At 61.1% G+C, this 15,736-nt stretch carries 10 protein-coding genes; 1 reads left to right on the top strand and 9 read right to left on the bottom strand.

All coding sequences use genetic code 11. The features are described 5' to 3' along the window. Positions 1–4: 4 nt before the first annotated feature. The 8 genes from AC1RRE_RS07150 to AC1RRE_RS07115 all read right to left on the bottom strand — a co-directional run bounded on the left by AC1RRE_RS07150 (position 5) and on the right by AC1RRE_RS07115 (position 9,806). Positions 5–2,251, bottom strand: a complete 2,247-nt coding sequence (locus AC1RRE_RS07150) for a GumC family protein (protein ID WP_492980425.1) — start codon at positions 2,249–2,251, stop codon at positions 5–7. 47 nt (positions 2,252–2,298) lie between these two features. Then, on the bottom strand, positions 2,299–2,934 hold the full coding sequence (locus AC1RRE_RS07145) for a polysaccharide biosynthesis/export family protein (protein WP_492980424.1): 636 nt from the start codon (positions 2,932–2,934) through the stop codon (positions 2,299–2,301). Between the two features lie 161 nt (positions 2,935–3,095). Then, complete coding sequence (locus AC1RRE_RS07140; protein WP_492980423.1) at positions 3,096–4,238, bottom strand: outer membrane beta-barrel protein; 1,143 nt, start codon at positions 4,236–4,238, stop codon at positions 3,096–3,098. Positions 4,239–4,426: 188 nt separating this feature from the next. After that, positions 4,427–5,458, bottom strand: a complete 1,032-nt coding sequence (gene galE / locus AC1RRE_RS07135; protein WP_492980422.1) for a UDP-glucose 4-epimerase GalE — start codon at positions 5,456–5,458, stop codon at positions 4,427–4,429. Beyond that, positions 5,445–6,908: a mannose-1-phosphate guanylyltransferase/mannose-6-phosphate isomerase gene (locus AC1RRE_RS07130; RefSeq protein WP_492980421.1), complete on the bottom strand. Its 1,464-nt coding sequence runs from the start codon at positions 6,906–6,908 to the stop codon at positions 5,445–5,447. Before AC1RRE_RS07130 ends, galE begins: the two co-directional genes overlap by 14 nt. Positions 6,909–7,029: 121 nt before the next feature. Continuing rightward, positions 7,030–8,484 carry a sensor histidine kinase gene (locus AC1RRE_RS07125; RefSeq protein WP_492980420.1) on the bottom strand — a complete coding sequence of 485 codons (1,455 nt, stop codon included), beginning with the start codon at positions 8,482–8,484 and terminating at the stop codon, positions 7,030–7,032. A gap of 61 nt (positions 8,485–8,545) precedes the next feature. Then, on the bottom strand, positions 8,546–9,361 hold the full coding sequence (locus AC1RRE_RS07120; RefSeq protein WP_492980419.1) for a response regulator transcription factor: 816 nt from the start codon (positions 9,359–9,361) through the stop codon (positions 8,546–8,548). Next, positions 9,294–9,806 (bottom strand): hypothetical protein, encoded by a 513-nt coding sequence (locus AC1RRE_RS07115; protein WP_492980418.1) that lies wholly within the window; start codon positions 9,804–9,806, stop codon positions 9,294–9,296. The genes AC1RRE_RS07120 and AC1RRE_RS07115 overlap by 68 nt, the downstream gene beginning before the upstream one ends. A gap of 440 nt (positions 9,807–10,246) precedes the next feature. On the opposite strand from AC1RRE_RS07115, the gene pgmG reads away from it, so the two are divergent. Continuing rightward, positions 10,247–11,692 carry a phosphoglucomutase/phosphomannomutase PgmG gene (gene pgmG, locus AC1RRE_RS07110; protein ID WP_492980417.1) on the top strand — a complete coding sequence of 482 codons (1,446 nt, stop codon included), beginning with the start codon at positions 10,247–10,249 and terminating at the stop codon, positions 11,690–11,692. Between the two features lie 41 nt (positions 11,693–11,733). On the opposite strand, the gene putA is transcribed toward pgmG, so the two are convergent. Then, complete coding sequence (gene putA / locus AC1RRE_RS07105) at positions 11,734–15,564, bottom strand: trifunctional transcriptional regulator/proline dehydrogenase/L-glutamate gamma-semialdehyde dehydrogenase (RefSeq protein WP_492980416.1); 3,831 nt, start codon at positions 15,562–15,564, stop codon at positions 11,734–11,736. Positions 15,565–15,736: the final 172 nt, after the last annotated feature.

The raw sequence follows: 15,736 nt of genomic DNA, 5'->3' as shown, positions 1-15,736 counted from the left end.
CGGCTCAGCTCCACTCACCAGGCTTCACCAGAACCGGCCGGTCGTATTCATAATTCATGTGGCTGTAGCCGTATTTCCGGTAACCCTTCGGATCGACCCGGCTCATCACCACACCGGCGATATCGGCCTGCACCTCGACCAGTTCCTTCAGACCTTCCATCACGGCATCGCGCGAGGTATCACCCCAGCGCACCACGAAGGCCACCTTGTCGACCATGCGCGACAGGGTCAGGACTTCCGCACCGACCAAGACCGGCGCTGTATCCAGCAGGATCATGTCGTAACGGGGCGCCAGCGCCTGCAGGATCAGCTTCATGCGATCCGAGGTCAGATACCGCATCGCCTGCGGCGTGAACACCCCGGCCGGGATGATATCGGCACCAGACAGCGTATCCGTGAAGATGCAGTCATCCACGCTGTCTGGCTGGTCACAGAGCAGCTCGGCCAGACCGTTGCGGTTCTGACACTGGAACAGCTTGTGCAAGCGCGGATTACGCCAATCGCAGTCGATCAGAAGGACGCGGCGGCCATGGCTGGCCAGCATGCGGCCGAGTGAGCCGACCATGACCGACTTGCCCTCGCCCGGCACGGCCGAGCCGAACATGATGGTCTTGGGCGACTGCGCCGCTTCCGACAGCTCCAAGCCGATATGCAACTTTCGCAACGCTTCGCTGTAAGGCGAGACCGGTTTGCGCAGCACATGGGCGATCGGCGTCATCGCATTGTTCAGCGTCGGCACCATGGCAAGGACCGGAAGGCCGGTCATCGCCTCGATCTGGTCGCCGCGCCGGAAGGTGCGGTCAATGCCTTCACGCAGCAGAGCGTAGACCGTGCCGATGATGGCGCCCGCCAGAGCACCCAGGAAGATCAGCAGTGTCTTCGGCGGGAAGCCCGGTCGTGCCGGCGGTGCGGCCGAAGAGATCAGGCGGGCATTCGGCTTTTGTAGCGTATCCTGCCCTATGGTTTCCTTGGCGCGCCCCATCATCTGCTCCAGCAGATTACGGTTCACGGTGGCTTCGCGCTCCAGTGCATTCAGACGGATGGATTTCTCATTCACGCCACCGGCCTGATTCTGCAGCTTGTCGAAATTTTGCTTCAAGGCGTCATACCGTGCCGTCGTGCTGCGCGCTTCATGACGCAGGCTTTCAATGGTGCGACTGACTTCTGCGGCGATCTTGCTGCGAATATCAGCCACCTCGGCCCGGGCGCTGACCACACGGGGATGCTGCGGCCCCAGGCTGCCCTGGATATCCGCCATGCGGCGTTCAGCCTCGGCCTGCTGGCCTTTCAATTGCTGGATCACCGGTGACTGCAGGACCTGCGGCACGCTCTGGTTATCTATACCGGCCCGACGCAGGCTTTGCGCCTCACCCAGGCGGGCGTCGACCTCGGCCTTGGCGGTCTGGGCGATGATCAGTTGGGTATTCAGCTCGGTCATCTGCTGCGCCGTCACGCTGGTGCTGGCACCCTGATACAGATTGTTCTGGCGACGATAAGTCTCGACTGCCTGGTCGGACTTCTCCACCTGGTCGCGCAGGGCCGCGATACGGTCGGCCAGGAATTTCTCGACCTCGTTACTGGCTTCGACCTTGTCGCTCTTCTGGCGCGCCAGATAGGCACTGGCAAAGCCGTTCGCGACGGATGCTGCCGTATCAGGCGCAATCGAACGGCCTTCCACATTGAGCACATGCGACCGGCCAAGCGTCGTGACATCGATTTTTGCCAGCAGCGTGTCGATCATCGTATTCATATGCTGCTCGGCCTTGGCCTCGACAGAAAGCTCACCTTTCGGATCGGCCTGCTTCTGACCTGGCATATAGGCTTTGATGGCATCCGGAAGATAACGAGTCGGGTCCAGATAGCTGATCCAGCTCGGTTCAGGACGTAGGGCTGGATTGAATTCCGGATTTTCATTCAGCCGCAGATTCTGGATTACCTGGCGCGCCACGTCGCGCGACTGAACGATATATGCCTCGTTCTGGATGCGCTCGGCATCCGGACTCATATCGGCAACGATCGCCTCGATATTCAAGGCCCGCATGGCCGGCACGCCGACCAGGATTCGGGCATTAGCGATGTAATGCGACGGAATCTGCCGCACCACCATGATGGCAATCGCCGCAAAGATCAGCGTGCTGACCGCGATGGTGACGCGATGCCGCCACAGTCGCCGCAGCATGTCGGCGAAATCGGCATTCTGGGTCTGTTGCGGCACGTAGACCGGTGGCGCCGCATACGTAGCGGGCACCATCGGGGCTGCGGGCTGCAGGCGACTGGGGAGGCGATCAGGTAGGGGCATCAGAAATACCGCTCTCGAACAGTGATGATATCGCCCGGTAAGATGACGGTTTCAGGCGTTGCCGTGATCTTCGCCTTGTTGCCATCCTGGCCGGAGCGCATGACGTAGAACGAGTTCTCCCGGGCGCGGTAGGTAAACCCGCCCGCAAGCGCCACGGCATTGAGTACCGACATGCCATTGACGAAAGGATAGCTGCCCGGTGTACGCACCTCGCCCACAATGTAGAACGGGCGATAAGTCAGGACTTCAACGCTGACACTCGGGTTCTTCAGGTAATCCGGGGACAGTTTTCCGATCAGGGCCTTTTCCAGTTCGGCGGCAGTCATGCCACCGGCCTGCAACTGGCCGATCAGTGGAAACGACATCTGCCCACCGCCATCAATGGCATACTCGCCTGTCAGTTCCTGCTGGCCGAAAACGGTCACACGGACCCGATCGCCCGAACCGAGGCGATATCCTTCCGCGCCAGACGGCAGGGAAGAGGTCTGCGGATTGGCGGACGGACCACTGGCGGCAATCGGCTGCACACTCTGCGCCGCGACCTGACTAGTGGTGATGATTGCGCCCAGAGCCAGGGAGAAGGCCAAGGCAAGGGCGGTGAATTTACTGGCTACGGCACCTAGGGAATTGCTCATGACCGGCACCTCTGCTGATAGCGAAGAGCACGGCGTGGCAAGACAGCATAGACCTGCGGGAAGCGCCGTGCAGGTCTATGCTTCTATCAACAAAGATTTTGGAGCGGTGTGACCAAACGGAGGCCTCTTTGGCGCGAAAAACGCGCCAAAGAGGGCAAAAATCAAAGATGGCTGCTGAGCCGCAGCATCAACACATTTTCGTCAAAATCACTGCCGGGGATATTAGACTCGCGCGTGCGGTAGCTGTAGCCGCCCGAGAGCGAGAAATTCCGGCTGATCAGATATTTCGCGCCCAGACCCGCCAGATAGTAATCATCGTCGCGGGTGATGCCCTCGAAGGAATCATTCTGGTAGCCCAGCGATGCCGTCAAAATCAGATTGCGCAACAATTCATGATCGGCACGCACTTCGCCGCGGGTCGAGAAATAGCCCGGCGAATTCGCCAGCGTGGTTTCCTCAATATCGCGGTCCAGCGTGCCGGTAATGGTGGTCAGGCGCGTCACATTCCAGGTCAGCTTCATACCGCTGGCCCAGCCGCCCATATCACCCAGGCGGGAGTCGCTGTACTTCTGCTGCCGGTAACCGGCATAGGCATCCAGGAAGATGATGCCGGTGAGGTCATACTGCGCGCCGGCACCGAGCAGGTAGCCGTCGGAATCGCGGTTGAAGCCGCCGGTGAGCTTTTCATATTCGCGGGTGTTATAATTGCCCAACAGGTAGACCTGACGCAGCGGCCCGATCTCGTAGCCGGCCTTCAGGCCGGTCTCGAACTGGTCGCGATCACGGCCGCTCTGGTCGAGCACCGCGCCGGCAGCGTTGCGCACATTCTCATAGCGGTAACGCTCGGCCTTTCCGTCGAGACGGAACTGGAGCCGGTTGAATTCCTTTTCCATGGCCAGATTGCCGCCGGTGACATTGTATTCGGTCGGCTCGACACCACCCTGGTTATCCGGCGAGAAGCGCGGTTCATGGCGCACCTGATAGCCCGCGCCGCCGAGGAAGCGGAAATCGCGCAGCACATCGACCTTGCCGTCAGCGCTCAGCGTATAGTCGGTGAAGTTTTCATCGTCATGGTCCCAGTAGCGAACCACGCGGCTGTCGGCATGGAAGTTCAGGGCGTGATTGTTCCAGTTCGACCGCAGATCGAGGGTCGGCTCGATCGAGGTGATGAAATCGCTCTTCTCGTTGTTCGGTGTGGCGAAGATGTTGCTGTTGTAGCTTTCCTGCACCGAGAGATCCGGAAACAGGAAGAAGCCCCCCATCCGTACGCCGACGGGATCATAGTCCGGCCGGCGGCGCCCCATGACGGTGTCACCGCGATCAACGTCCGTCGGACTCTGGACATCCTGGGATGCACGCGGAGGCTGCTGCGCCGAAACCGGCTGACCAGACAGTATAGTTATACTTGCGGCGCTGAGCGCCAGCGCGCCCGCCAAGCTGAAAAACCGCATTCGCCGGCTCCCCCACTAGAAAAATGTTGAATCCCAGTCGCTTATACCACGACTTGGTGTTTTGTCGAAACCCGTTGATGCCAGGCCCAGGCCGAGCTCACCATGGTTTCCAGGGCAGAATAACGCGGTTCCCAGTTTAAAAGTTGCCTGGCGCGGATCGGATCGGCCAGCAGGGCCGCTGGATCGCCCGCCCGGCGGGGCTCGATCCGAACCGGAATGGGGGCCCCGGTTACCTGTCGGGCAACGTCAATAACCTCGCGAACAGTTGTGCCAGCACCATTTCCGAGATTGAAAGCATGAGCCCCGACGGAACGGTCCATGTACCGAAGCGCCAGGACATGAGCATCGGCCAGATCGCTGACATGAATATAGTCGCGGATGCATGTACCATCATGGGTGGAATAATCATCACCATAAATCGCGATGTGGTGTCGCCTCCCGGCCGCCACTTCCAGCACCAGCGGGATCAGATGGGTCTCGACCGGATGGGCTTCGCCGATCTCAGCCGAGGCATCGGCACCGGCGGCATTGAAATAGCGCAGGGACACCGAGTGCAGGCTATAGGCACGCGCATAGTCCTGCAGGATGCGCTCGATGATCAGCTTGCTGCGACCATAAGGGTTGAGGGGCAGTTGCGGATGGGTCTCCGGCATCGGTGTCACTTCCGGCTCGCCATAGACGGCAGCTGTGGATGAGAAAACGATGCGATCGATGCCATTGCGACGCATGCCATCCAGTAGACTGATGCTGCCGCTGACATTGCTGCTGTAATAGATCGCCGGATCGACAACCGATTCACCGACTGCAATCAGACCGGCCAGATGGATAACCGCCAGTGGGCGGTATTTCTGCATCACCTGATCGAGCCGCGCGGCATCGAGCAGATCGCCCATTTCAAACGGCCCCCACCGCACCGCCCAGGCATGACCAGTGCAGAGGTTGTCATAGGTGATGGGCAGGTAGCCGGCCTCGAAAACGGCCTTGCAGACATGACTGCCGATATAGCCAGCTCCGCCAGTGATCAGCAGGGCCGGCCGCCCAGAATCCACCTTGGCGTGATCAGCAGCGACCATAGCTGTCCACCAGGCGAACGATATCGTCCTCACCCAGATAGGCGCCCGACTGCACCTCGATCAGATGCAGCGGCAGCTTGCCCGGATTCTCCAGCCGGTGCGCGGCGCCAATCGGGATGTAGACCGATTCATTCTCGCGCAGCAGCAGGCTTTCCTCATCACGCTGCACCAGCGCCGTGCCGCAGACCACCACCCAGTGCTCGGCGCGATGGTAATGCTTCTGCAGGCTTAGCTTTGCGCCCGGCTTCACGGTGATGCGCTTGACCTGGAAACGATCGCCGGTATCAACCGAGCGGTACGAGCCCCAGGGGCGGTAGACCGTGCTGTGAGAGACAGATTCAGAGCGGTTGCGCTGTTTCATCTGGTCGACCAGACGAGACACTTCGTCGACCCGGTCGGCTTTCGCCACCAGCACCGCATCATCGGTCGAAACGACAACCACATCATCCAGGCCGATCACAGCCAGCAGCTTGTCTTCGGTACGTAGGTAGGAATTGTGAACGTCACGGCTCAGCACGTCGCCGCTGACCACATTACCCTCCCCGTCGGCATCGACAGCTTCGCGCAATGCCTTCCACGAGCCGAGATCGCTCCAGGCCATGTCCACCGGGACCACGGCGGCGGACTTGGTATGCTCCATGACCGCATGGTCGATCGAGAGTGCCGAAGCCTGACGGAAGGATTCCGCATCCAGACGGAAGAAGCCCAGATCGTCCTTGCCCCGGTTCACCGCCTGCACGCAGGCGTCATACATATCGGGATGCAGGCGCTGCAGCTCTTCCAGATACCGCTTGGCCGAGAGCAGGAAGATGCCGCTATTCCAGCAATAGGCGCCGCTATCGACATACTGGGTGGCCGTCGCGACATCCGGCTTCTCGACGAAGCGGTCGACAACACGCACATGATCGCTGCCATCTAGCAGCGGCCCAACCTTGATATAGCCGTAACCAGGCTCGGGGCGCGACGGCTTGATGCCGAATGTCACCAGGCGGCCATCGGCCACGGCGGCCAGGCCGGCCTGCACGGCACGATGCAATTCTTCCGGCGCACCGATGGAGTGATCGGCCGGCTGCACCAGCATCACGGCCTGCGGATCCTGTTCCACCAGCCAGAGCGCAACGGCCGCCAAGGCAGGCGCGGTGTTGCGGGCGGCGGGTTCGAGAATGATCTTTTGTGCCTCATGACCGACCTCGCGCAACTGATCGTCGATCAGAAAGCGATGATCGTCATTGCAGATCACAACAGGGCCGGCGAAACCCAGATCGGTACCACTGCGCCGCACTGTTTCCTGCAGCAGGCTGCGCTCCGACATTAGCGGTAGCAACTGCTTGGGGTAAGCCGAGCGCGACAGCGGCCAGAGGCGCGTTCCGGATCCGCCGGCAAGGATCACCGGATGAATACGGAAAGTGGTTTGATCCAAAACCCGACTGGATTCGATCACGGCATTCATTGTCGACCTCATGATAACAGGGGAAAGGCAGTCCGACTATGTCGACGCCCCTGAGGTCTAGCCAGTGATCAAGCTGTGTCTGCTGCGGTGCGAATTGTGGCAGAAATTTAGCGCCAGAAATTCAACGCATGGCGGGCAGGATGATTCGCACACTTAAACCGCCACCAATCCGATTCACCGCATTGATATTACCGCCGATGGCTTCCATGTTGCGACGGACAATCCATAGGCCGAGGCCGGCATTGTTCGAGGTGCTGCCATCGCTGTGGGTCACCTGATGACGGCCCGTTTTCGGCCGCAACGAGTAATAGCGATCGAAGATATGATCGACCTTGCGTGGATCGACACCCGGCCCTTCGTCATCCACATGCAAATGCAGATTGTTACCCTCACGGAACAGATAGACGGCAATCGTGCCCCTGGGCGGCGAGAAACTGATGGCATTGTCGAGGATATTCTCGAATGCGATATCCATCACACCAATGCCGGCACGCAGTACGGCGCTTTCCTCCAGCGTACGCACCAGCCGGATATCGCGTTCAGCCAGAATGTCGCGATACCGCAGCAACGCTTCCGCCACCACCTGCGTAAGATCGATGGGTGGACGCGGCGAGTCGATCAGATCCGCGGTGTTGTGGTCGAACCGCTGCGCGGCATTGACCATGGCATTCAGTCGGCTGAGCGAAGCCTCGATAAGGCTCACGGCCCGCACGGCGCGACGGCTGTCTTCGGGTAGAATGCGCTTGATCGGCTCCAGCGAGGCCTGAATCGTGCTGAGCGGGCCCTTGAAGGAATGCGCGTTGTCTTCCGCCGTCTGGCGGATATCCTGGGCGATGTGACGCAGGTCGCGCACCAGATGGTCGAAGTCCATCGCGACGCTGGTCAGTTCGGGCACAACGTTACGGTCGGCAAAGGAATATTCCGTCATGCGGCCCTGACGGATCTCGCGGGCAACACGGCGGAAATGATGCAGGCTGCGCCAGACGCTGACGGCGATCAGCATCGCCAGCAGGGCAAAGGCAAAATAGATTGCTGCAGCAATGCGGATTTCCCGGGTCTGCCAGTATGAACGTCCGATCGAGACATTGACGAATTCCGAAGTGGGATGCGCCGAGATCAACACCCAGCAGCCCCAGCGCGATTGAATCGGCAGGATAGAGGTCATGATCTCTTCATGACCGTCGGGCTGGCGATAGCGGATGTCGGTTGGCTTGTCCCAGGCACAGCTCTCGGCCAGATGCGCCAGGATGCCGCGCTGCGCCAGGGTTTCCAGCTCGGTGCCGATCTGCTCGGGCCGCGCCTCAGGCGTAGAAGCGATATAATAGAAATTACCCTCTCCGCTGCCGGTGGTCGGCGGGCGGAACATAACCTTCAAAAGAGTGCGGCCATCATTGAATCGCTCCAGCTCGCTATTGAGCGACTTATGGGGCGGGCCATCAGGCCGATCCAGAATTGGCGCCAACGCCTGTGCGATCAGCCAGCTGCGTTGCTGAATGCCGCGGCTGACCAGATCACGCCGCTGCTTATCCGCGCTTTCGAACTGCCCATAGAGGACAATCGGCAGCGCGATAAACACCGCGATCAGGGCGACAAGCTTGATGGTCAGCGAGGCGCCGTAGCGGCGCAGCGACAGACCCTCAGCTTGCCTGTTGTGCAGCCGTACGCCAGCGGTAACCGAAGGCGAGGAAGTTTTCGATCTCGCCGAAGTCAGCGTCGATGGCTCTGAACTTGTTACGGATGCGCTTGATGGAGGAGCGGACATTGGTGCGATACCCGTCTTCGCCGGCTCCTGCGATGAAGCCCGCATGATGGACACAGTCGTATATGGCCCGGTAGGTAGCATATTCGCCTGCGTTCTGGACCAGCAGGTGCACGATGTTGAACTCAACCACAGTCAGATTCACATCGGTGTCGCGCCAGTAGGCACGGCTGATTCTCGGCCGCAGCACAAGGTTGCCACTTTCAATCAGCTCTTCACTCTTCTGCTCCGGTAATTGCTTGCCAGCCTTCACAATCAGGTTGAGGCGCTTGGCCAGAATCTCGGCGCCCCGCGATTTGTTGACGAAGTCCACCGCGCCATTCTCGAGCGCCGCGTTCTCATAGGTGGCGGCCAGCATGCCAGTCAGAAACACGACCGGCACCATGATGCCGCGACGGCGTGCCTGCCCCAGCAAATCCAGACCAGTCACGCCCGGCATGCGCCAGTCAAGCAACATGACATCGCTGCTGTTGCCCTGCGCGAAGTACTCGAACATCGCCGCGCCTTCGGACATGCCGACCACATGGAAGCCAAGATCGGTCAGCTCTCCACTGATTGCCTCGCGATAGTCGTCATCGTCATCCACCAGCACAACACGAATGCCATTGCCCTGCGCGGCAGTCAGATCATCTTGCGCCGATACGGGAGCGAAGGCCTGCGCTGCATTGACGTTTTCTCTGTTCAGTTCCGTCATTGCCATTCACCTCATAGCTGAGAACTCGGAAGACCTGGGTATGAACGTCCGGATAGAAGGACACATCGAGGGTGCATTGGTCGTAGCGGTACCGCATCACCTTGCCGGGTGGACGGGTTTCTTCCGCCGACGGCGTCCCGAACAGTTTCTGCGTCTGGTCAATATCCATACCGACGAGATCGCCGCCACGGACACTGACAGAATCGGTGGACACGGAGGGGGCGGAGGTCGATGCCACAGCCGTCGGACTGCCTTGCTTGACGGCTTGGGTTTTGGCCGCCGGACGCGATGTGGAAGCGCCGCCAGCCGTACCCATCGGCCACTGGCGCGCATCGCAAGCCGCCAGAGCGAGCAGGCATGCGCCAAGGCCCAGCCACTTCGATCCAAACCCTTTCGGCCCAGACCATACGGTCTGTCCGGTCAGTGATCGGCCGTCTGCGGCCATAAATAAGCCTCCCGTCATGTGCAGGAGCCACAACAGGCCTCCTTACCGCATGCCGCGTAAAAACATGTGCACCACTCGCCCTTAAGGCTCGCAGCGTTTCCTTCCCGAGTTTCCCCCTGAGGCCCGCCAGAGTGCGCTGACGGTGTATCGGCTTGAAATCTCCGCAATCAACGACGTAGCGGAGCGAAAGTTCTCTGAACCCAAGCCTTTTCGATCACAATTCGATCATCGGACCGATGCCAATCTTATGAGCGGTACATGCTTGTTCAAGACTGGTGAGGCCATTCTGTGGCTGGGCCACAAAATGATCACACCGCATGGTCACAGACAGATTGCCGGAAACACGCGATTACCACACACCGCGCCCATCGTTTTTCTCATGATATGCGGGTCGCTTCGACCCCAGACGACTTCATGCAAAAAACGATCAGGAGTTCACGATGGTCTCCCCTAAGTTCGATTTCAGCATCCTACGCGAATACGATATTCGCGGTATCGTGGGAAAAACACTGCATCTCTCTGATGCCCAGCTTCTTGGCCAGGCCTTCGGCACGCTGGTGCGGCGCCAAGGTGGACGCAGCGTGGCGCTGTGCCGCGATGGCCGCCTGAGTTCTCCGCAAATCAGCCGTGCTTTCTCCAAGGGCCTGAAGATGGCGGGCGTCGATGTGCTGCGAATCGGCCTCGGGCCGACGCCGATGCTGTATTTCGCCGAGCATCACCTGCAGGCCGATGCTGGCGCGATGATCACCGGTTCGCACAACCCACCCGACTATAACGGCTTCAAACTGACCATCGGCGGCAAGACGATCTATGGTGAGGATATCCAGAAGATCGGCCAGATCATCCGTGAAGGGAATTACTCCACCGGCCTGGGCCGTACCCATCGCCGTGCAGTCAGCGGCGCCTATGCCATGCGCCTGTTGCGCGATGCCGATCTGGCGCGGCCGCTGTCGATTGCCTGGGATCCGGGCAACGGCGCTGCCTGCCCCATCGTCGAACGCATCACCAAGGGCCTGCCCGGCCGCCATGTGGTGCTGAATGGCGACGTCGACGGCACCTTCCCCAATCACCATCCCGACCCGACCCTGCCCGAAACCCTGGACCAGCTGCGTGAAACCGTGCTGTCGCAGAAGCTGGACTTTGGCATCGCCTTCGATGGCGATGGCGATCGGCTGGGCGTGATCGACAACCAAGGCAACGTGCTGTGGGGCGACCAGTTACTGATGATCTGGTCGGAGGAAATCCTCCGCCGCCAGCCCGGCGCCACTATCATCGCCGATGTGAAGACCAGCCAAAGTCTGTTCGACACCGTCGAACGTCTGGGTGGCAAGCCGCTGATGTGGAAGACCGGCCACTCGCTGATCAAGGCCAAGATGCGCGAGACCGGCGCATTGCTGGCTGGCGAGATGAGCGGCCACGTCTTCTTCGCCGACAAGTATTTCGGCTTCGACGATGCTCTCTATGCCTCGATCCGGCTGATGAACATCGTCTCGAAAGGCCAGCGCAGCCTGGCCGACCTGTATGACCGCCTACCGAAAAGCATCAACACCCCCGAACTGCGCTTCGAGGTCAGCGAGGAACGCAAGTTCCCCATTATTGAACAGGTCCGCAACCGCCTGCGCGCTGCCAATGCCGATGTGAACGACATCGATGGTGTGCGGGTGAAAACCGAGGATGGCTGGTGGCTGCTGCGCGCTTCCAACACCCAGAATGTGCTGGTCGCACGCTGCGAGGCCAAAGATGAGGCCGGCCTGGAACGCCTGAAACAGGCGCTGGGCAAGCAGCTGGCCGGCGCCGGCATTCCGGCTGGCGAGATCGACGGCATCCTGCATGACGGCGAGCCCAGCCATCGCGCCCCCAGCGCCAGCGTGTCCGCCGTCGCCTGATAAACAAGGCCTGTCGCGGCTATCCGCGGCAGGCCTTTCCCTTATCCGACGCTCATCAGACTGGCATTGCCGCCGGCAGCGGCCGTATTGGTGCTGATGCTGCGCTCGGCCAGCAGCCAGTGCAGCGGATAATCGCCGTTCGCATCGGCTCTATGGATCGGCAATACCCTCTGCCCTCGCCCGGCCACCGTCTGGGCCAGACGACACAAGGCATCGCCATCACCCTCGAACAGGATGGCCCCCGCCACCTCCGCTTCACCAACTGATACAAACGCTCGCAGGTCCGCCGGCAACCCTTTGATCAAGGCCGCATGCGGCATATCTTTTCTGATCACCACGCGATTGCCCGTGGCGAATACGGCTGCCATTTGAATCAGCAGGCCATCCTGGCTTTGCGCGTGGCAGAAAATATCGCCGCGCGGCAACAGGGCATACAGGTTGCGCTCGCCCACCGGCCCCGGAAGTTCGGCGCCAAAGCCCAGCGGACTGCGCTCCATCGCGACCTTGCAGCGCTCGGCCGCAGCCACATGGCCCTGCTGGCCCAGCCAGGCCAGATAGGACCCGGCCGGCGCATGGTCGCCCTGCCCCTTCATTGCCAGTGCAGGCACCGATGCCAACAGACGATGCATGTAAAGCGGTCCACCGGCTTTCGGCCCGGTGCCTGACAGGCCATGGCCGCCGAAAGGTTGCACGCCCACTACTGCACCCACGATGTTGCGGTTCACATAGAGATTGCCGGCCTCGATCTGCTGGGTCACATGCGCGATCGTTTCGTCGATGCGGCTGTGCAGGCCGAAAGTCAGACCATAGCCGGCCGCATTGATCTCCTCGATCAGGGCATCCAGGCGGTCGCGCCGATAGCGCACCACATGCAGCACCGGACCGAAGACCTCCTGCCGCAGGTCAGACACGCGATCCAGTTCGATCAGGGTTGGCGGCACGAAGGTGCCCTGCTTGCCGTGCAGCGGCAACTGTTCGATGCGGCAACCTTTGGCACGCATCTGCTCGATATGCCTGAGGATCGACTGGCGTGCGGTCGCCGTGATCACCGGACCGACATCAACCGACAACCGGTCCGGCGATCCGACGGCCAGCTCCGCCATCGCACCCTTCAGCATGGTGAGTACGGCGTCGGCGATATCCTCCTGCACGCAGAGAATGCGCAGTGCCGAACAGCGCTGGCCGGCGGAATCGAAGGCAGACACCAGCACGTCACCGACCACCTGCTCCGGCAGCGCCGAAGAATCGACGATCATCGCATTCAGTCCGCCGGTTTCGGCAATGAACGGCACCGGCCGACCATCGGGATTGAGCCGCTGGGCCAGCTGTGCCTGGATCAGCCGCGCGACTTCGGTCGAACCGGTGAAGATCACGCCGCGAATGCGTGCATCGGCCACCAGCGCCGCACCGATATCGCCCTCGCCCGGCAGCAGTTGCACGGCTGCGGGCGGAATGCCGGCCTCCCACAGGATCTGAACGGCCTGAGCGGCAATCAGCGACGTCTCTTCCGCCGACTTGGCCAGCACCACATTGCCGGCCGCCAGTGCCGCAGCGACCTTGCCCGTGAAGATCGCCAGCGGGAAATTCCAGGGACTGATGCAGGCGATGGCCCCCAGCGGTCGGTGCGTGTCAGGCGAGAAATCTGTCACGGCATCGGCGTAGTAGCGCAGGAAATCGACAGCTTCGCGTATCTCGGCGATCGCATTGGGCAACGACTTTCCGGCCTCGCGCACGATCAGGCCAAGCAGTTGCGGCATGCGCACTTCCAGCAGATCGGCAGCGCGACGCAAGCATTGCGCCCGCTCCTCTGCTGGTGTGGCCTGCCAGATCTGGCCGCCAGCCATCGCACTATCGATCGCAGTTTTGACGACTTCAGCGGTGGCATAGCTCACCATCCCGACGACATCGCTGCGGTTGGCCGGGTTGCGCACCGGATGCGCCGTTCCCTCAACGGCTCCGGCAGCCAGCATCGGGCCGGCGCGGTAGATCATGTCATTGCCGGCCAGCAGTGCAGCCGATAGCGACGCCAGGCGCTGTTCGTTGGACAGGTCTATGCCGGCGGAATTCAGCCGTGTGCCCAGCATATCCCGCGGCAAGGCGATCTTGGGGTGCGGAGACCCCGGCGGCTCGATAGCCTTCGCCATGCCCACAGGATCGGCGATCAGGTCATCGATGGCGATCTCGGCATTGGCGATCTGGTTGACGAAAGACGTGTTCGCGCCGTTCTCCAGCAGGCGCCGCACCAGATAGGCCAGCAGCGTCTCATGCGTGCCGACCGGCGCATAGATGCGACAGGGTCGATTGAGCTTGTCACGGCCGACCACTTCCTCATATAGCGGCTCGCCCATGCCATGCAGGCACTGGAATTCATACTGGCCGGCATAGTAATTCGCACCCGCCATCGTGTGGATAGTGGCCAGCGTCTGCGCATTATGGGTCGCGAACTGCGGATAGATTGCATCGGGCACCGCCAGCAGCTTGCGGGCGCAAGCCAGATACGACACATCGGTATGGATCTTGCGCGTATAGACAGGAAACCCTTCCAAGCCGTCGACCTGCGCACGCTTGATCTCGCTATCCCAGTAGGCACCTTTCACCAGACGCACCATCAGGCGATGGCTGCTGCGCCGGCCGAGGTCGATCAGCCAGTCAATCACGAAGGGCGCGCGCTTCTGGTAGGCCTGCACCACGAAGCCGATGCCGTTCCAGCCGGCCAGATCGGCATCGAAGCAAAGCGCCTCCAGCAGATCGAGCGAGATTTCCAATCGGTCGGCTTCCTCGGCATCGATATTGAGGCCAATATCATATTGTCGCGCCAGCAGCGTCAGCGCCTTCAGGCGCGGCAGCAGTTCGGCCTTCACCCGTTCCAGATTGGCGCGGTTGTAGCGTGGGTGCAGCGCCGAAAGCTTCACCGAGATGCCCGGCCCCTCATAGATGCCGCGCCGCGCCGCTGCCCGGCCGATGGCGTGGATGGCCTGCTCGTATTCGGCGTAATAGCGCTGCGCATCGGCCGCAGTGGCCGCCGCCTCACCCAACATGTCATAGGAATAGCGGAAACCCTGCGCCTCGAATTTCCGGCTGTTGGCCAATGCCTCAGCGATGGTCTGACCAGTGACGAACTGCTCGCCCATCATGCGCATGGCGATATCGACGCCCTTGCGGATCAGTGGCTCACCACCTTTGGCGATCAGCTTGGTCAACGCTGTCGACAACCCCTTGCCGCTATTGGTCGCAGCCAGCCGGCCGGTCACCAGCAGCCCCCAGGTGGCGGCATTTACGAACAGCGACGGGCTGTGCCCCAGATGGGCCTCCCAGTCGCCCACGCCGATCTTGTCGCGGATCAGCGCATCGCGGGTGGCGCGATCCGGGATACGCAGCAGTGCCTCGGCCAGGCACATCAGTGCCACGCCCTCCTGGCTCGACAACGAATATTCGTGGATCAGCGCTTCGACACCGCCGCCTTCGCTCTTGCTGCGCAGGGTTTCGACCAAGCGATGCGCCAGCTGTTTTGCGGAAGCAAGCATCGGCTTAGGTAGTGTGGCCTCCGCGATCAGCAGCGGCAGGCATTCCGGTTCGGGCCGGCGATAGGCCGCCGTGATCTTGGCGCGCAGCACGCTCTGCGGCTGGATCGTTTGGGCGAATTCGAGAAATGGCGGTTGCGCGGTATCGGCCGGTGCTTCCAGCAGGTCGATGGTCGATCTGCCCTCACCCAGCAGGTCGTCCAGCGCATCACCGCGTTCGACGCGATCCAGCATGGAGAAGATGCCCTGCTTGATCAGCCAGTGCGGCGACCGCCCGATCCCATCGGCCGCCCGCTTCAGCCGCGCCCTCAGGTCTTCATCGATCTTCACGCCAATGGTCGTTACCGGCATGGCCGTTCCCCCGAAATCGGGCCATGGACTCGCTCCGCAGCCGTTCCGTTACGCTGCCGGTCAGGCGCAACCGAGTCAAGATATGAGGCGCAACCTAACTTGACGTCTTAAATGAAAAACCCCGTTTTTCAGTCTTTTTGATCAATAATGTTCTCATTATTAATGCCAGATT

It is taken from the genome of Ferrovibrio sp. GW821-FHT12D07, assembly GCF_058807275.1.
Note: the sequence above shows the minus strand (reverse complement) of the source record. Positions and strands in the feature narration are given on the sequence as shown.